Source organism: Paucidesulfovibrio gracilis DSM 16080 (genome assembly GCF_900167125.1).
Taxonomy (GTDB): Bacteria; Desulfobacterota; Desulfovibrionia; order Desulfovibrionales; family Desulfovibrionaceae; genus Paucidesulfovibrio; species Paucidesulfovibrio gracilis.
Genome location: NZ_FUYC01000003.1, coordinates 65,007 through 82,575, shown reverse-complemented (window position 1 = coordinate 82,575; position 17,569 = coordinate 65,007). Strand labels below are relative to the sequence as shown.

The window sequence follows — 17,569 nt, the reverse complement described above, 5'->3', positions numbered from 1 at the left end:
GAAAAGGAACCCTATGGATATTGAAAAGAAGCTTGAAGAGCTGCGGCAACGGGTCCAATACGCCCAGGAAATTCTTGGGGACAAACGAAACCCGCGTCTTGATGCCTTCTTGGACAAGCTCTCGGAATTCGAAATCACCGACGCGTGCGGCGATGAACGCCTCATGGCCTCATTAAAGGCCCATGAACAGCGCCTTCAGGTTCTGGAGGAGAGCATCGACCACGAGCTGACGGCCATGGACAAAGTCCGCATCGTGCGCCACCCGGCACGCGTCTGTCTGCGCGACATCCTGGAAAACGTCTACGACACCTACAATGAGATCGGCGGTCGTGACGAAAACAGCATCGACCCGGGCATGGTTATTGCCCGCGCCTGCATCACACGCCGCGTAGGAAAACGCACCTACAACCAACCCGTCATGGTCGTGGGACAGGAAAAGGGGCACGGCCAGGAATTCCGCAATGGCGGCTCCATCAAGCCTTGGGGAAATGCCAACGCCCTCAAATACATGAAGGTGGCTGCCCAGGAAAATATTCCCATCCACACCTACGTGTTCACGCCCGGTTCCTACCCCATTGAAGACTACCCGGGCGCTGCCCAACAGATTGCAGAAAACATCTACGAAATGTGCGGCCTTTCGGTCCCCATCGTGGCCGTTTTCTCCGAAGGAGGGTCCGGCGGCGCCGAAGCCATTGGTATGGCCGACCGCCGGCTCATGCTCTCCCATGGGTACTATTCCGTCATTTCGCCGGAAGGGGCCGCAGCCATTGAAGGCCGCATCAAGGCAAACCAACGCGCCAGCCTGGAACTTATTGAAAAATGTGCCCTGCATCAGCGCATCACGGCACAAGACAACCGGAAAAACGGTTATATTGATGTCGTGGTGCAGGAGCCTCCGCTGGGCGCCCGGCCGGAACACTTCGATTTCTTCAAACGGCTTCGCGGGGAGGTCATCCGCGCTACGGACAATGTGGCCCTCTCGGTTCGCAGCCTGCGCTTTTTGCGCAAACTGGCCATGAAATGGCGTAGCGACGATCCCTCGGACGTGGAAAAAATCTTTGTCCGTTGGCATCTCAGCCAGGGTGCCCGGCAACGTCTGATACACAAACGCCGGAAAAAGTTCATGGGCCTGGCCAAACATGCCTTCAAGGATAATCGATCCCTGTTCCAACGCATGTTCATGGCCAATAAGAGCTTTGTGGACACGGCTCATTCCGTGATTCGCTATAAGGTTCTGCGGGCCATGGGCAAGAGCATCAAAAACGTCACGGCTGAAGCCACCGACGAACTGCACGCTGTGGCCAGCCGGATGAATCAAATGCGGCAGGCCATATTCCGGCTTCTCGGCCTGAATGGTCATCCCACCGGGAAAAAGGTGGACGGACTGACTAATCTGAGCCAGCCCGCCGAACCGAACGGCAATGAGACCCTGGCCCGATACGTGAGTCCTCAGGCCCGTGTTGACAGGGAGATTTCCTGTCCCAACGCCCCCAAAAACGGTTGCCTCGACATCTGGGCGCGTGACCTGTTTGATGACTTCGCCGGAACCTGCCCCAACTGCGGGCATCATTTCCGTATGGAATACCAATGGTATCTGGCGAATATCTTTGACAAGGACTCCATCCAGGAGTTCAACCGGAACATCGCCTCAGCCAACCCGACAAACTTCCCCAACTTCGAGGAACGAGTACAAAAAGCCAAGGACAAGACCGGCCTGGAAAGCGCATGCATGACCTTTAATGCCTCGCTCATGGGTATTCGGCTGACTTGTGCCATGCTTGTTGCCGACTTCCGGGGCGGCTCCGTGGGTGCAGCTGAAGGGGAAAAGTTCATTCGGGCCTTGGAAATTGCGAAGAAGCGGCATCAGCCCTTTGTGGCTTACATCCACGGCACGGCGGGAATCCGCATCCAGGAAGGCGTTAACGGACTCATCCAAATGCCCCGCGTGACCATGGCCGTGCGGCACTACATCGAAGCGGGCGGTCTCTACATCGTCCTTTACGACACCAATTCCTACGCCGGTCCTTTGGCCTCCTTCCTGGGATGCTCTCCCTACCAGTATGCGGTGCGTTCATCGCGCATCGGTTTTGCCGGTCCAGGAGTGATCAAGGAAACCACAGGGCTGGACATTGCCCCGGATTACCACAACTGCTTCAAGGCCTTGAAGCGAGGACATATTCAGGACGTCTGGGACCGGAAAGAAATCCGCAAAAACCTGGAGCAGGCGTTCCTGACCATCGGCGGTAGAAATCTTTATTACCGCTAAGCACTGTTCAATGAATCAAACCTGCGCGCATCGATTACGGTCGGTGCGCGTTTTTTTTTTGCTCCAAACGACACAGAATCGTCACCAATCCGTCATATTTGATCCACAGCCAGAGGATACCACTCTGACCTAACGAGTGTTCCACAACAAAACATATCGGCTCAAAGGATCCCATGGCGCAACACACGTCCTCGTTTGTCCGGCCTCTGGAATCACCCGGGTGTTCCACCCCGCGGCGCATCGCGTCGAAACGGGGACTTTTGGACAAGATCGGCGATTCGGAGCACTGGGTATTGCTGGTCTTCAACATACAGGACCACTATCTACTCACCAACCTCTATGGCCGGACCCTTGTGGCCCAACTGGAAGAGCGACTCGGTGACAGTCTGCTGCACGCCGCCCGTGAGGAAGCCTGCCAAGACCAGGCTGTGCTTTTTCAAAGCAACCCAGGCGAACTGCTGCTCCTTTGGCCATTGCTTAGCAAAGACACCTCCCGACTGGCAGACTTGACCTATGCCATCAAGCTCAAAGTGCAAAACGATCTCAAACAGCTTATGCTCCAGCGAACCGGCAGAGAAGTGGAACTTGGCATAGGATTTTCCACTCTCAAGACCAAACGATCCACCTCCCCGGCCAACGCTTTCCTCCATGCCGTCAACGAAGCGCGCACTGCCGCCCATTGTCAGATCGTCATCAGCCAGCTCGACCTTGCCCATGATTTTCGCGACATCATCGAACGGGGCGACATCCGTATTCACTATCAGCCGATCATGGACTTCCAAAACGGCAATGTGTTTGGCTGGGAAGCCCTGGCACGCGGTCCTAAAGGCTCTCCATTCCGCTCCCCGGTCATGCTCTTTGAAATGGCGGAAAAACTGGAACGGCTCTTCCGGCTGGAAGAAATCTGTCGTGAAAAGGCCATTTCCGGACTTGGGGCCATCGTCAGTGGACAAAAACTCTTTCTGAACATCCACCCGAAGACCATGGCCGACCCGAACTTTACCCCGGGGAAAACCTTACAGCTCTTGGAAGAAGCGGGTCTGACCCCGGAAAACGTGATTTTTGAAATCACAGAACGACACAGCATCCAAAATTTTGATCTGTTCTACCGCACGCTGGCTCATTATCGATCGCAAGGTTTTCTCGTAGCTGTTGACGATGCCGGAGCCGGCTATTCCGGCCTGACATCTATTGCCGAGATCCGACCGGATTTCATAAAGATAGACAAAAATCTGGTCATGGATGTGGACCGCGACCCGGTCAAACGTGCCTTGATTGAAACCTTTGTCTCGTTTGCAAATAAAATAGGCTCACGGATCCTTGCCGAAGGAATTGAAACAAAGGGACAAACCACCTGCCTTGTGGACATGGGCGTTCACTTCGGACAGGGCTTTTACCTGGCACGTCCCGGCTCGCCCCGCCCCGAGCTGGCCATTGACCCGCAAACCATCAAGCCACTGACCGACCTGAGCAAGGAAACCTTTTCCTGTTCCATTCCCGTCGGGAAGCTGGCAGAACCGCCCCACCCGGTGAATCAGGACTTCCTGACCTGTGAGGCCCGCAGTTTCTTCGAGGAAAACCGACACATCTCCAATCTTGTGGTGGAGGACGACGGTCGGCCCCTGGGATTGGTGATGGAATACCACCTCAACCGCCAGCTCACAACGCAATACGGCATGGCCCTTTTCTTCAATCGGCCCGTGACCAACGTGATGGACTCAGCCCCCTTGGTGGTGGATGAACGCACTCCGGTGGAGCAGGCCGCCAAGCTCGCCATGGAACGCCCCACGCTGAAGGCGTACGACGATATTATCATCACGCGGCACAAAAAGCTGTTCGGCGTCATCACGGTCCAACGCCTCATGAATACCCTGGCGCAGGTTCAGGTGGAAATGGCCAAAGGCACCAACCCTCTTTCCGGGTTGCCGGGAAATGTTGCTGTGGAAAAAGAATTGGAATCACGCATCCGTTCCGGGGAAACATTCGACATCATCTATGCGGACCTGGACAATTTCAAAGTCTACAACGACACTTACGGCTTCAAAAACGGGGACATGATCATCAAGCTGGCTGCGGATATCCTGTCCTGGGCTACAAAACGTCATGGACAGGCAGGAAGCAAACTTTGTCACATCGGTGGCGATGATTTCGTCATCATCACGCCCCCGGAAAAAAGCGAACGCATCTGCCGTGGCACAGTGCGCTGTTTTTCAAGACTTGTTCGAAATTGCTACTGCGTGGAAGATCGGGACCGGGGCTGGATCAAGGCAACGGGACGGGACGGACGGCAACGGGAATACCCCTTGGTGTCCATCTCATTGGGCATTATTTCCATTGAAGGCCCGACCAGCTTCAAGGAGATCAGCGAACGGGCCGCTGGAATCAAGAAATACGCCAAGTCCATTCCGGGCAATGCGTATGTACGCGACCGGCGGGACAGCCCGCCTCTTGAGACAAAACCGCCCCGCCTGCCGCTTAAAACGTCAAAATCTCATATCCCTGTTCCATGAAGCCCCGTATGGACGGGTGTCCCTGCATATCATCCAACAGCGGCAGCCCGCTATCCTCCACGGACTTCAAGACGCCCAACTTGGCAGAACAGGCCCGGCACACGCCTCCGATCAGCCCGGTTGTGCGGGCCTGGGCATACAACCCATGAAACGGGGTGGTTTCCTTCTCCAGTTCTGGAACCAACTTGACGCTTGCCCCCTCGAAAACAATGGTCGCTTCATTGCCAGCCTCGTGCATATCCAGTGCGTTGAGCAACACATGGACAAAGCACATCAGTTCTCCATTGAACGCAAACAATGCAACCTTTCGCATTTCTTCCTCCCTAAGCAAACGAACGCAGCACTTGTTCCAGCATGGCCGAATCCGGACGATGCTTTGCCAAAGCCGTTGCAGCCTTTCCAGACGCCGCAGCCTCAAAAGGCTCACGGTCGCCCTGCCAAATCACCCCCAAGGGGATTCTCTCGCCAAATTCGTCGGCCAGGCGCATGGCCGCGCCCCAGTCGGTGGGGTCATGTTCCTTGTCCAGTTTGTAACAACGCTCTTTATACCACCCGAACGTATTGACCTTGTTGAAGGAAACGCACGGCTGGAGCACATCCACCAAAGCGAATCCGGGGGTGTTCGCGGCTTGGGTGATCATTTCCACCAAATGCTCCGCCTCCCCGGAAAAGGCACGGGCCACAAAGCTCACGCGCATGGCCACGGCAAGCGCCACAGGATTGAGAGGGGCTGAAGGCTGTCCTGCGGGCTGGGCCTTGGTCTTCTGACCGAAGGTCGTTGTGGGACTGGCCTGTCCCTTGGTCAGCCCATAAATCTGGTTGTCGTGCGCCAGCAGCGTGATGTCCGGATTACGGCGCAACGCAGCAAGAAAATGGTTGCCCCCCTCGCCATACGTGCACCCGTCGCCGCTGACAGCGAAAACCTTCAGCCCGGGGTTGGCCAGTCGTGCTCCTGTTGCCGCAGGCAGCGCACGGCCATGCAGTCCGTTGAACATATTGCACCGCAGATACTGCGGAAGTTTGGCTGCCTGGCCAATACCGGAAACCAGCAACACTTCATGAGGAGCCAGTCCCATCCCGGCAAAAGCCTGTTTCACAGCCTTCAGAATAGCGTGATTGCCGCAACCGGGGCACCACGCGGTTTCGTAGGTGCCGAATTCTTCTATTGTCGTCATGGCTATTCCTCCAGGCTTCAGACCAAACTTTCAAGGCCTTCCAACACATACCGGGCCGTCAGGGGGTAACCATCGGCACGCAGCACCATCCCCCTGAACACAAAACCGGTTTCCCGACGCACAAGCCCAGCAAACTGTCCAGTGGCGTTGCCTTCCACTCCCACCACAGTTTTCGCCCGCTCAAGAAACGGCATGAATTGATCCTCACGCATGGGCCAGACCTGTTTAAAATGCAAAACAGCTGTGCTCTGGCCTTGCGCATTGCGCTGTTGCATGGCCTCAACACACGCCCCCAGTCCGGATCCCCAACAAACCAACAACACGTCCGCATCCTCCGGGCCGAGCAGCTCCGGCGGGATCACATCCGAACGCAGTCCGGCCCCTTTGCGCAACCGTTTTTCGTTTTGGGCCATGCGGTTTTCCGGGGTTTCATCAATATGCCCCTCCTGGTCATGCTCATCGCTGTCCACCTTGACCAGGGCCGTGGAAAAGCCCGGTATCACTCGTGGGCTGACCCCATCTTCCGTCAAGGCGTAGCGCTGGTATGTCGCCGGGTCATCGACCTCCAGCAAAGGACGGTCACCCTCCGGCAATGCCGCCAAATCAAACGGCGCGACACTGCGATACTGGTCCGCAAGGAACTGGTCCGAAAGTACGATCACCGGGGACTGATGCCGCTCTGCAAGGTCGAACGCAAGATGGGCAAAGTGGAAGCACTCCTCCACCGTACCGGGAGTAAGCAAGGCACGCGGAAACTCACCATGCCCGGCGTGAAGTGCTACATTCAAATCCGCCTGTTCGGTCCGCGTGGGCAATCCCGTTGCCGGGCCAGGACGCTGGACCAGAAAGATGACCACGGGGGTTTCCGTGATGCCAGCAAGGCTCACGGCCTCCACCATGAGCGCAAACCCGCCCCCGGAGGTGGTCACGCACGCCCGCGCCCCGGCATACGAGGCTCCCAAGGCCATATTCAGCGCCGCGATTTCATCTTCGGCCTGCTCCGAAACCAGCCCCAAATCACGCCCTTTGCCGATCAACGTCAGGGCGATGGAGGTGGAGGGCGTCATGGGATAAAATGATACAAAATTGCAGCCTGCGGCCAACGCCCCCAGAGCCAAGGCCTGATTACCATGCAGCATCAGCCGTTCCTGTTGCGGTTCCGGCGGGGACGGCATGCAGGTAAAGCCATAATCCTGGGCCGCAACCCATTCATACGCTTTTCGGAGCACTTCCAGGTTGGTACGAACGACCTCGTCCCCTTTGCCGGAGAATGTATCCGAAACCAGCTTTTCCAGAATGGCCGGATCGCCGCACAGCGTGGCACCAAGCACGCCCAGAGCCGCCACATTATGGTAGATGGGCTTGGGAGCCAATTCACGAAACGGCACCTGCAGACCGGAATATCCGCCCAGCTCCACACGTTGACCGGCCACGACCACGCCCCCCGGCTTCAGCAGTGGACCATGCCTGTCCACGGTTTCCTGGTTGAGAGCCACGAGGATATCGATCCCCTCTTCCGGTCCCCAGATCGGTTCCACCCCCGCACGGATGGCAAACGTATTATGCCCGCCCCGGATTCGAGATTGGTAGTCCTGGGTAACGGCCATTTCATATCCGGCCCGGGTCAACGCCTTGGCCATAAGTTCTCCGATGGTGGCCAGCCCTTGTCCGGCCTCGCCTCCCACCAGGATGTTCACTGCGGTTTCAGGCATCCTTCCTCCTTGCCACAATGGGTTTGATTGTAAACCGGTGTTACCCTCTCCGTGTGCGGACAGGCCGATACCCGAGCCAACCGAAAAGCGCCGGACAGCAAGACCGGCGCTTCCATAGAGGAACTACTCGTTGGTCGGTGGCGTAAACACACGCGCCCCAAGATCCCGATCCAACATGAAAAGGCCGCCGCCATCGCCCACGAGCTTGAGCTTGCCGACCACATCGCCGAAGGTGTCTTCCTCTTCCACCTGTTCGGAGACAAACCACTGCATAAAGATGAATGTGGCGTGGTCCCGCTCGTCCTGCGCCAGGGAAGCCAGTTCGTTGATGCGCCGGGTCACTTCACGTTCATGGTTGAGCGAAAACTCCATGCACGCCAACGGTGACGCCCATTCATGATCCGGTTGGTCAATGGACTGAAGCCGCACACGGCCTCCCTGCTCTCCAACGTAGCGAAACATCTTCATGGCGTGGAAGACCTCCTCCTGGTATTGGGCCTCCATCCATTGCGCAAAACCGGGCAGTCCCAGATCCTGAAAATAGGCGGACATGGAAAGGTACAAGTATGCGGAGTAAAACTCCCATTTAATTTGTTCATTAATGGCCTGTTCCATCTTTTCACTAAGCATGCGTTCCTCACTTATTGCTGGAATGGATTGCGACAAAACGCGGTGCCTACCGGGCCGTCCCGGGCACCGCGCATTCGTATCGAAGACACAGGGAAAACATAACACATTTTGCGTGGGATGAAAGGGGGAAGGAGGGAGGATTAGAAAAATTTCAGACTAAAACAGGGGGCTAACGAAAAACACCACTGTCCAATGGATCCCGCACACCGAACAAACCGGCCTTCATTATGGCTGGCAATCTTGGTGTGGGCGCTTACCGGGGTCAAATTTGGTCGAACAGCCCCCGGAGACGATCATTGAGCCGAGTATGCCGCTTAAAGGCATCCACGTTTCGGAGGCCAATGCCAAAGGCCTTTTCCCCGCCCACCATGACGGCCAGCTTTCGGGCGCGGGTCAACGCTGTGTACAACAAATTGCGTTGCAGCATGATGTAGTGCTGGGTGACGACCGGCACCACAATGGCCGGGTACTCGCTGCCTTGGGATTTGTGAACCGATACGGCATAGGCAAGGGTTAAATCATCCAATTCCGAAGATTCGTAATAGACCAGATTTCCATCAAAATCCACGGACAACTCCCCGGCAGAGGCGTCCACGTCCTCGATCCAGCCAAGATCGCCGTTGAAGACTTCTTTTTCATAATTATTCCGAAGCTGGAGCACCCTGTCCCCGGGACGGAAGACCTGAAAGCCACGCTTGATCTGATGCCCCTTGGCCGAAAGAGACGGAGGATTGAGCCGCTGCTGCAACAGCTTGTTCAGCGCCTGGGTTCCGACTTCCCCCTTATGCATCGGCGTAAGCACCTGCACATCCCGCATGGGGTTCAGGCCATACCGTTCGCCCATTCGGTCGCAGACCGTTTCCACGATAATGCGCTGCACTTGGGAGGGGTCGTCCTGCCGCACCCAAAAGAAATCCGCACGCGGCGGGGGATGCGGGCTTTCATCCGGAAATTGCCCGTCATTGATGCGGTGGGCATTGGTAACAATGGCGCTTTCCTGAGCTTGACGAAAAATATGCGACAAACTTGCCATGGGTAGCACATCGGAACGAATCAAATCCGCCAACACGTTGCCCGGTCCCACGCTGGGCAGCTGGTTGACGTCTCCCACCAGGATCAAACGGCAGGTCAACGGTAAGGCACGAAGCACGGAAAGACAGAGATATGCATCCAGCATGGAAGCCTCGTCAACCAGCATGGCATCGGCCTTGAGTTTCTTGTCCTCCCCATACTGGAATCCCCCGTCCGGCTGGAACTGCAACATGCGGTGCAGCGTCAGGGCACTGCGGCCAGTGGCCTCGGAAAGCCGTTTGGCAGCACGTCCCGTGGGAGCGGCCAGCTTGGGCTTAAGTCCCAGACGACGGAGCGTGGCTACAATAGCCCTTGTGATGGTCGTCTTGCCCGTTCCCGGTCCGCCGGTGATAATAAATGCCTTATTTGTGCAGGCTCCCAACACGGCCTCACGTTGCTCATCCGTGAGGGCAAAGCCCAATTCCGTCTCTACCTTGGGCAAGGCCTGCTCAACATCCTTCCGACTCACGGGCGAAGGATGAGAAAGCAGCTCATAAAGCCGCCGGGCGATCTCCCGCTCGTATCGATAAAAATGCCAGAGGTACACGGCCTGTTCCTGATCTTCACCAGGTAGGTCTTCCATATGAATGCGCTTTTTCTCCTCAAGCACGCCAAGAGCGTCTTCCAACAACTCCACGTCCCCCACTTCCAGCAGCTTGGCCGCTTCATGCAGGAGCTTGGTTCTGGGAACGTACAAATGGCCGCCCCGCTCACTCATGGAAAACAGACAAAACACTACCGCGGCCTGAATCCGCTGTGGTGAATCTGCCGGAAAGCCCAGTTTCAGGGCCATACTATCTGCCGTGCGAAACCCCACCCCCCGAATCTCATACACCAGCTCATAGGGATTTTCCTTGAGCCGACGCACGGACTGCGCACCATGTATCTTAAAAATTCGACCGGCAAACGTGGGCGGCACTTCATGACTATGCAGGAAAACAATCAGGTTCTTGATCTCGCGCTGCGTATCCCAGGATTCCAGAATCCCTTTGAGCTTATTCTTGGATATTCCGCGAATTTCCAAAAGTTTCTCAGGGTCATTATCCAGAATATCCAGGACTTCCACGCCGAATCGCTTGACCATGCGCTCCGCTGTGGTGGGACCGATGCCTTTGATGGCTGCGGAAGCAAGATATTTGATGACACCGTTTTCCGTGGCAGGACGAGCCTGTTCAAAGGATGCCACTTCAAGTTGCCGTCCGAATTTGGGATGCGTTTTCCATTCCCCCTTCAGGACCAACGATTCTCCCGGGGTCAAGCGCCCCAATGTTCCCACAATGGTCACCTGACCGGGTTCCTCCTTGGCGCGAACGCGCGCAACAACCCAGCCGCTCCCTTCATTATGATAGACAACGGACAGTACTTCAGCTTCCAGTACGGTGGACATGCGGACTCCCTCACCCGGTCGGGGAAACGAAAAAAGGGCCGGGACTCCGGCCCTTTTACTGGCAAATCAAAACAGGAGCAAGGCGAGATCCTAGCTCCGGAAAATGTACAAGGAGACTGGGGAGATCAACGAACCACATCCCTCCCCACCACCATGGTGCAGACAGGCTATGCCGACAAGTTACAGGGACTGCCGGTGCATCAAGGATTGACGCAACGTTTCCTTGTCCATGTACTTGACCTCTCCCCCCATGGGGATGCCTTGAGCCAATCGGGAGACACGGACCCCCGGCCATCCCTTTTCAACCAAATTCTTCACATGAGAACAGGTTGTTTCGGACTCCAGCGTGGCACCGAGGGCCAATATCAGCTCCCGAACCGTACCCCGCTCCATTCGTTCGCGAAGTCGTTCAAATTCGAGGCTACAGGCATCGTTCCCACTGAGCGGATCCAGCAATCCCCCCAGAATCATGTACCGCCCACGGAATTGGCCCATTTCCTCCAAAACCAGCAACGAATCCCACTCCGCCACGACACAAAGCTGAGAGTCGTCACGCTCCGGATCGGAACAAAGCTGACAGGGATTCGATTCCGAAAGGGAGCCGCATTCCTGGCAAAGGCACAAGTTGTCCCGCAATTCCAAGACAGAACGCCCAAACGCCCTGGCCCGTTCTTCTGGCATTTTCAAAAGCGTCAACGCAATACGCAGCGCGGATTTCGGCCCGATGCCGGGCAGCCCTGCGAATTGGTCCACCACCTCGCGGAGGGGGGCAGGCAGTTGTTGCACGGCCTGCCTCTAAAACAAACCGGGGATGTTCAGCCCACCAGTGATGGAACCCATTTCCTGCTCCATCATTTCTTTGGACTGCTTCAATCCCTCATTCACAGCGGCCAGAACGAGATCCTGGATCATTTCCACATCGCCGCTCTCCACCACACTGGGGTCAATGACGATTTCAGAAATTTCCTGTCCACCGGTGCACTTAACGCGGACCATGCCGCCTCCGGCAGTGGCCTCCACTTCCTGGGTCTTCAGTTTTTCCTGGGTGTCCGCGATCTTGCGCTGCATAATCTGCGCCTGGCGGATCATATCATTCATGCCTTTCATTGTTCCTCCAGCGTATGGTTTCCTACACACCGGGACTTGCCCGGGGGTGGTTCATGGCGTTGTTTCCAGACCCATGCCGCAAAGTCAAGCCAGATTGCGCGGAAGCACCTCTTTGACCGAGGCGTCAAAAAGATCACAGACCCGACGCACCGCCGGGTGTTCCCCAATCTCTTTGACCCGTTCCTGATTGGTCATGGCCGCCAGGCCATCATCCACCTCAAGACGAAACTGCGCATCTGGCCCAAAATACTCATGAAAAAGTTTACGAAACGCTTTGCCGCATTCTCCTCGGCGCAACCTGTCGCCCATGAAGGCATTGGGACAATGCATCAGCAATGTCCCTTCGGCAAACGTCCCCGATACACCGTGTAAATTGGTGGTGCTGAAGTCGCTATCGCCGTTTCTCTCCTTCAGATAATCACAAAATCCCTTCCAGGAAGGAGGTCCGGGGGCGACAAAGGGACGCGACAAAACGTCCCCCCCGAGGTCCGGGTCGACATACGTTTTCCCTGCCCTTGTCTCAGCCGCCGGATTTTCCGGCGTTGCGGCTAGCCCCGGCGGCTCGGATTCCTCCTCCACGGAGCTGGTTTCACGGTTCCTGCCAGCGGACCCGCGGGGGCTTTCGCCTCTACCGCTCTCTGGAGCGGACGAAAAAGCTGATTCCTTATGTCCGGCACGCTGCGTTTTTGTGGATCCCGCGGCGTTGGAAGGCCGACCTCCGGGACCGTTTGACGGCTGTGCCGGAGCCGCCCCTTCCTGCGGTACACCCGCCGCATTGGATCGAACCGGGCCGGGAAGCGGCGCGGAAGGAGATTCAAGATCCAGCAGATCAGGCAGCGACGCCAGGTTGAGTAACAGCAATTCCAGGGCCATAGCCGGTTCCATACTGGTCATGACCCGCCGCTGGCCCTCCAACGTCATTTGCCAGGAAGCATGAATTTGTGCAGGTTGAAACCGCCCGGCCCATTCGAGCCATGCCTTGGCGTCATCGCTTGAGAAATTGAGTAATCCCAAGGCGGATTCTCCTGCCTGACGCAGCAAAAACAAATTCCGCCAGCACCCGGCAAGCTCGCGCAGGAAAAACCCCAGGTCCAACCCCTGATCCAACACCCCGCGCAAAACCTGCTCAACGGCCACGAGATCACGGTCATGAATAGCCTGCATCAGGGAGAAAAACACATCCTGCCCGGCCAATCCCAAAAAGGACCGAACATCTTCCTCACGCAGAACGCCCTGGGTCAAGGCCAAGGCCTGCCCGAGCAGGGACATGGAATCGCGGACGCTTCCTGCGCCACGCTTTGCAATAATTTCCAGTGCTCCGGCATCGTATTGAAGGCCTTCAAGGTCCAAGATTCCAGTCAAGTGCTCGCAAAGCTCCCGTTGCGACAACATTTGAAAGACATAATGCTGGCATCGGGAAACAATGGTGGCCGGGAACTTGCGCACCTCCGTAGTGGCCATGATGAAGGTGACGCGCGGTGGCGGCTCCTCCAACGTCTTCAATAACGCGTTAAAAGCCTGCACCGTGAGCATATGGGCTTCGTCAATGATGATGACCTTGTATCGCCCTTCCAGAGGGGCGTATCCAATGTCCTCCTTGAGGCTGCGGGCATCCTCCACTTTGTTGTGCGATGCACCGTCAATTTCGATCACATCGGGAAAGACGCCGGCGGTGGCCTGCCGGCAGCGGGAGCATTCATTGCAGGGTTCGGCTGTAGGCGCGTTCACGCAATTCAGCGCCTTGGCGAAAATGCGGGCAATGGTTGTCTTGCCCACGCCCCGCGTCCCGGAAAAAAGATATGCCGGAGCCACGCGATTCTCCGCAGCGGCACGCGACAAAATGGTTTTGATCGCCTGTTGCCCTGCCACTTCGGCAAAGGTCTGCGGGCGATATTTGGCAGTGAGGCTTGAGATGCTCATTCAGAGGTTCTCCGGACCGGTCCGGGCGGTCCCGGAAGTCCGGGGAGGGGGAAAAGCCCTCCCCGGTTGATCATCAGATTTCGTACTCGTGCAACCACAGGGCGTAATCGGGGTTCTCCCCTTTGACGATGCGGAAGAACTCGGTTTGCAGGAGCTTGGCCACAGGACCGGCCTTGCCCTCACCAATGACCCGGCGGTCCACTTCACGCACCGGCGTGATTTCCGCAGCAGTGCCCGTAAAAAACACTTCGTCCGCGATGTAGAGCATATCACGGCCCATGGTGATTTCCCGCACCTCGTAGCCCAAATCACCGGCAAGCGTAATCACGGAGTCGCGGGTGAACCCGCCCAGCACGTTATGCAGCGGGGGAGTATAAATGACATCGTCCTTGACCATGAAAAGGTTCTCGCCCGTCCCTTCGGCAACATAGCCCTGAGGGTCAAGCATAACGGCTTCGTCATACCCGTCAGCAACGGCTTCCGTCTTGGCCAGCACAGAGTTGACATAGTTGCCGCCGCTCTTGGCCTTGGTCATCATGACGTTCACGTGGTGCCGGGTAAAGGAGGAACATTTTACGCGAATGCCCTTTTCCAAGGCTTCCTCGCCGAGATACGCCCCCCACGGCCAGGCCGCGATGCACACGTGCAAGGGGTTCGCCCCGGGATGCACTCCCATGGCGCCCGCGCCGACGAAAACCAAGGGGCGGATGTAGCCCTCCTTGAGTCCATTGGACTCCAGGGTCTGAATGGTCGCCTCGGTCAACTGCTCGCTGTTATATTTCAGATCCAGGCCGATGATCTTGGCGGAGTCCACCAGGCGATCCATATGTTCCTGAAGACGAAACACCGCGGACTTGCCGTTGGTCCCCTCATAGGCCCGAATACCCTCAAATACGGATGTTCCATAATGTAGGGCGTGGGTCAGGACATGCACATTGGCTTCGTCCCAGGGAACCAGCTTGCCGTCGAACCAGATTGTTTCGGATTTCTGCACCATAATTGTTTTTCTCCTCTACGGATTCCAGCGGTGCCGGGATGTGTTGCAAACCCTCCTGGACACTTCTTCCAGGAAAGTTTTGAAGGCTAAAGAATTCGATGCGGGAGGTCAAGAAGAGCCACGCTTTGCGCCTCTCTTTCCGCCGGTGCGGCCTTCGAACGGCTCACCCTTTCGGGGGGTATGCCCCCTGAAACGGAATTCCCCTTTGACACACGGGTGATCCGCCGGATAAGTATACCAATTCAACATCATTCCCTGAACCGAGAAAAGGAGCAGGATATGCAGCAATTTGCTCGGGTACACCGCCTTCCCCCATATGTCTTTGCCACGGTCAACGAACTGAAGCACAAGATGCGCCAGGACGGCGTGGACATTGTGGACCTCGGCATGGGCAACCCGGACGTTCCCACCCCGAAACCCATTTTGGACAAGCTTGCCGAAGCCGCCTACAAGCCCGGCAACTCCCGCTACAGCGCCTCCAAGGGCATCAAGGGGCTGCGCAAGGCCATTACCGGATGGTACAAACGGCGCTTCAACGTGGAACTGGACATGGACATGGAAACCTGCGTGACCATGGGTGCCAAGGAAGGCCTGGCACACCTGGCCCTGGCCATGCTCAGCCCCGGGGATGTGGTGCTGGCACCGGATCCGGCCTACCCCATCCATCCGTATGCCTCCATCATCGCCGGAGCCGACGTACGCCGCGTTCCCATCGGCCCGGACAGGGACTTTTTCGAGGACTTGGAAACCGCCATTCGCCACACCTGGCCCAAGCCCAAGTTGCTGATCATCAACTATCCGCACAACCCCACAACGGTATGCGCCGACATTCCGTTCTTTGAGCGTATCGTGGATTTCGCCAAAGAGCACGACCTTTACGTCATTCATGACTTGGCCTACGCAGACTTCACCTTCGACGGCTACGAAGCTCCGAGCTTTCTTCAGGCCCGCGGAGCCATGGATGTCGGCGTGGAATTCTTCTCCATGACAAAAAGCTATTCCATGGCAGGCATGCGCGTGGGCTTTTGCTGCGGTAACAAAGACATGGTTCAGGCGCTCACCCGGATCAAAAGCTATCTGGACTACGGCATCTACAATCCCATTCAGATCGCGGCCACCTGCGCCCTGGCCGGTGACCTGGGCGATGATCCGCAGTTTTGCGTAGAAGATATGGACAAGGCCGTGCGTGGCATCATGGATATCTACCAGGATCGCAGAGACGCCCTGTGCGAAGGACTGAACCGCGCCGGTTGGGAGGTCACTCCGCCCAAGGCCACCATGTTCCTCTGGGCGGAAATTCCTGACGAATTCAAAAAAATGGGTTCCGTGGAATTTTCCAAAATGCTGATTCGTGAAGCGGAAGTTGCTGTGGCTCCCGGCTTGGGATTCGGCGCCTACGGTGACGACCACGTCCGATTCGCGTTTGTGGAAAACCGTCACCGCACGAACCAAGCCTGCCGCAATCTCAAACGATTCTTTGCCAAGGGGTAAGAATGGAAACGGTATACATCGGCCTCGCCGGATTCGGCACCGTGGGGTCAGGACTGGCCAAGATCCTGGAATCCAACAGTGATTGGATCGAACGCCGTCTGGGGCGTCAAATCGCCATCCGCAAGGTGCTTGTGCGCGATCTGAATAAGGTCCGCGCCGCCTCCCCCGGCTCAGAAGCCTCTTTCACGGCGGACCCCGCCGAACTGATCGACGATCCCGACGTATCCATCGTAGTGGAACTCATGGGCGGCGTGGAAGCTCCGCGCCGCCTCATTACCGCTGCCCTCAATGCGGGCAAGCACGTGGTTACGGCAAATAAGCATCTGCTCGCCGAACACGGCACCGAACTTTTTGCCCTGGCTGCGGAAAAAGGTCTGGGTCTGTTCTACGAAGCCAGCGTCGCCGGAGGCATTCCCACCATAGCCACATTTCGCGAGGCGCTGGCCGGGGACCGCATCTCCGAAGTGGTCGGCATTCTTAACGGAACGGCCAACTACATACTCTCTGAGATGACGGTCAACGGCCTGGAATTCAACACGGCGTTGAGCCAGGCCCAGGATCTGGGCTATGCCGAAGCCGACCCCACCCTGGACATCGAGGGACACGACACCGCGCATAAACTCGTAGTACTCATCCGCTTGGCCTTTGGATTGGATTACCCCCTTACAGAATTGCCTGTCCGCGGCATCACCGGCGTAACTCCCCAGGACATTACCTATGCAAGGGAGTTCGGCTACCGCATCAAACTCATTGCCGAAGCCAGACAGGTCAACGGGCGCATCGAAGCGGGCGTATTTCCCGCTCTGGTCCGCTACACCTATCTGCTGGCCCGGGTGGGCGGCAACTACAATGCCATCCGCTTGACAGGCAACGCCGTAGGCCCGGTCATGCTGCACGGCCAGGGAGCCGGAGACCTGCCGACGGGTTCCGCCGTCCTCTCCGATATTATGGCGCTCATCCGTGGTCCCGAGCACCCGGACAACACGGGATTCCGCAACGCGCCCATGGCTCGTGCACAAATTCTTCCCCCGGATCAAGCCGTATGCATGCACTACTTGCGCGCCACAGTGGAAGACCGCACAGGCGTCATGGCCAGCATCGCCCAGGCCATGGCCGACAACGGAGTATCCATTGCCCAGGCAGTGCAAAAGGGCGACAGCGAAAACGGTTCCGTCTCCGTGGTATTCATCACCCACGACGCCAGCGCCGAGGCCATGCGCCGGGTCATCGCCGACATCGACGCCATGGACTTTACCGTCAAATCTACAGTGCATTACCGCATCATGTAACCCGAGCAGCCGAG

The 17,569-nt window shown here is 57.0% G+C and carries 13 protein-coding genes; 4 read left to right on the top strand and 9 right to left on the bottom strand.

Going from position 1 to position 17,569, the window contains the following annotated elements; translation table 11 throughout:
- Positions 1 to 13 precede the first annotated feature (13 nt).
- Together B5D49_RS04645 and B5D49_RS04640 are read left to right on the top strand one after the other, a co-directional pair.
- Positions 14 to 2,266, top strand: a complete 2,253-nt coding sequence (locus B5D49_RS04645; RefSeq protein ID WP_078716514.1) for an acetyl-CoA carboxylase carboxyl transferase subunit alpha/beta — start codon at positions 14 to 16, stop codon at positions 2,264 to 2,266.
- A 173-nt stretch (positions 2,267 to 2,439) separates the two neighbouring features.
- Positions 2,440 to 4,776 (top strand): GGDEF domain-containing protein, encoded by a 2,337-nt coding sequence (locus B5D49_RS04640; RefSeq protein ID WP_078716513.1) that lies wholly within the window; start codon positions 2,440 to 2,442, stop codon positions 4,774 to 4,776.
- On the opposite strand, the gene B5D49_RS04635 is transcribed toward B5D49_RS04640, so the two are convergent.
- The 9 genes from B5D49_RS04635 to B5D49_RS04595 form a co-directional block, all read right to left on the bottom strand.
- Positions 4,742 to 5,089, bottom strand: a complete 348-nt coding sequence (locus B5D49_RS04635) for a patatin-like phospholipase domain-containing protein (protein ID WP_078716512.1) — start codon at positions 5,087 to 5,089, stop codon at positions 4,742 to 4,744. The two genes, B5D49_RS04640 and B5D49_RS04635, sit on opposite strands and share 35 nt — an antisense overlap.
- A gap of 10 nt (positions 5,090 to 5,099) precedes the next feature.
- A complete protein-coding gene (locus B5D49_RS04630; protein ID WP_078716511.1) occupies positions 5,100 to 5,951 on the bottom strand; it encodes a 2-oxoacid:ferredoxin oxidoreductase subunit beta in 852 nt (283 codons plus the stop codon).
- Positions 5,952 to 5,968: 17 nt separating this feature from the next.
- Positions 5,969 to 7,663: a 2-oxoacid:acceptor oxidoreductase subunit alpha gene (locus tag B5D49_RS04625; protein WP_078716510.1), complete on the bottom strand. Its 1,695-nt coding sequence runs from the start codon at positions 7,661 to 7,663 to the stop codon at positions 5,969 to 5,971.
- Between the two features lie 123 nt (positions 7,664 to 7,786).
- Positions 7,787 to 8,293: a ferritin gene (locus B5D49_RS04620; RefSeq protein WP_078716509.1), complete on the bottom strand. Its 507-nt coding sequence runs from the start codon at positions 8,291 to 8,293 to the stop codon at positions 7,787 to 7,789.
- 262 nt (positions 8,294 to 8,555) lie between these two features.
- Positions 8,556 to 10,751, bottom strand: a complete 2,196-nt coding sequence (recD2, locus tag B5D49_RS04615) for an SF1B family DNA helicase RecD2 (RefSeq protein ID WP_078716508.1) — start codon at positions 10,749 to 10,751, stop codon at positions 8,556 to 8,558.
- 180 nt (positions 10,752 to 10,931) lie between these two features.
- Positions 10,932 to 11,537, bottom strand: a complete 606-nt coding sequence (gene recR, locus B5D49_RS04610) for a recombination mediator RecR (RefSeq protein WP_078716507.1) — start codon at positions 11,535 to 11,537, stop codon at positions 10,932 to 10,934.
- Between the two features lie 9 nt (positions 11,538 to 11,546).
- Positions 11,547 to 11,858 carry a YbaB/EbfC family nucleoid-associated protein gene (locus B5D49_RS04605; RefSeq protein WP_078716506.1) on the bottom strand — a complete coding sequence of 104 codons (312 nt, stop codon included), beginning with the start codon at positions 11,856 to 11,858 and terminating at the stop codon, positions 11,547 to 11,549.
- An 84-nt stretch (positions 11,859 to 11,942) separates the two neighbouring features.
- Positions 11,943 to 13,778 carry a DNA polymerase III subunit gamma/tau gene (gene dnaX / locus B5D49_RS04600; RefSeq protein ID WP_078716505.1) on the bottom strand — a complete coding sequence of 612 codons (1,836 nt, stop codon included), beginning with the start codon at positions 13,776 to 13,778 and terminating at the stop codon, positions 11,943 to 11,945.
- A 73-nt stretch (positions 13,779 to 13,851) separates the two neighbouring features.
- Positions 13,852 to 14,775 carry a branched-chain amino acid transaminase gene (locus B5D49_RS04595; RefSeq protein WP_078716504.1) on the bottom strand — a complete coding sequence of 308 codons (924 nt, stop codon included), beginning with the start codon at positions 14,773 to 14,775 and terminating at the stop codon, positions 13,852 to 13,854.
- A gap of 279 nt (positions 14,776 to 15,054) precedes the next feature.
- On the opposite strand from B5D49_RS04595, the gene B5D49_RS04590 reads away from it, so the two are divergent.
- Positions 15,055 to 16,266 carry an aminotransferase class I/II-fold pyridoxal phosphate-dependent enzyme gene (locus B5D49_RS04590; protein WP_078716503.1) on the top strand — a complete coding sequence of 404 codons (1,212 nt, stop codon included), beginning with the start codon at positions 15,055 to 15,057 and terminating at the stop codon, positions 16,264 to 16,266.
- Positions 16,267 to 16,268: 2 nt separating this feature from the next.
- Positions 16,269 to 17,555 (top strand): homoserine dehydrogenase, encoded by a 1,287-nt coding sequence (locus B5D49_RS04585; RefSeq protein ID WP_078716502.1) that lies wholly within the window; start codon positions 16,269 to 16,271, stop codon positions 17,553 to 17,555.
- Positions 17,556 to 17,569: the final 14 nt, after the last annotated feature.

Coding starts and splice junctions, on each gene's coding strand:
- recD2 (WP_078716508.1), bottom strand. CDS start 10,751: ATGTCCACCGTACTGGAAGCTGAAGTACTGTCCGTTGTCTATCATAAT.
- dnaX (WP_078716505.1), bottom strand. CDS start 13,778: ATGAGCATCTCAAGCCTCACTGCCAAATATCGCCCGCAGACCTTTGCC.
- B5D49_RS04620 (WP_078716509.1), bottom strand. CDS start 8,293: ATGCTTAGTGAAAAGATGGAACAGGCCATTAATGAACAAATTAAATGG.
- B5D49_RS04640 (WP_078716513.1), top strand. CDS start 2,440: ATGGCGCAACACACGTCCTCGTTTGTCCGGCCTCTGGAATCACCCGGG.
- B5D49_RS04585 (WP_078716502.1), top strand. CDS start 16,269: ATGGAAACGGTATACATCGGCCTCGCCGGATTCGGCACCGTGGGGTCA.
- B5D49_RS04635 (WP_078716512.1), bottom strand. CDS start 5,089: ATGCGAAAGGTTGCATTGTTTGCGTTCAATGGAGAACTGATGTGCTTT.
- B5D49_RS04605 (WP_078716506.1), bottom strand. CDS start 11,858: ATGAAAGGCATGAATGATATGATCCGCCAGGCGCAGATTATGCAGCGC.
- B5D49_RS04625 (WP_078716510.1), bottom strand. CDS start 7,663: ATGCCTGAAACCGCAGTGAACATCCTGGTGGGAGGCGAGGCCGGACAA.
- B5D49_RS04630 (WP_078716511.1), bottom strand. CDS start 5,951: ATGACGACAATAGAAGAATTCGGCACCTACGAAACCGCGTGGTGCCCC.
- B5D49_RS04645 (WP_078716514.1), top strand. CDS start 14: ATGGATATTGAAAAGAAGCTTGAAGAGCTGCGGCAACGGGTCCAATAC.
- B5D49_RS04595 (WP_078716504.1), bottom strand. CDS start 14,775: ATGGTGCAGAAATCCGAAACAATCTGGTTCGACGGCAAGCTGGTTCCC.
- B5D49_RS04590 (WP_078716503.1), top strand. CDS start 15,055: ATGCAGCAATTTGCTCGGGTACACCGCCTTCCCCCATATGTCTTTGCC.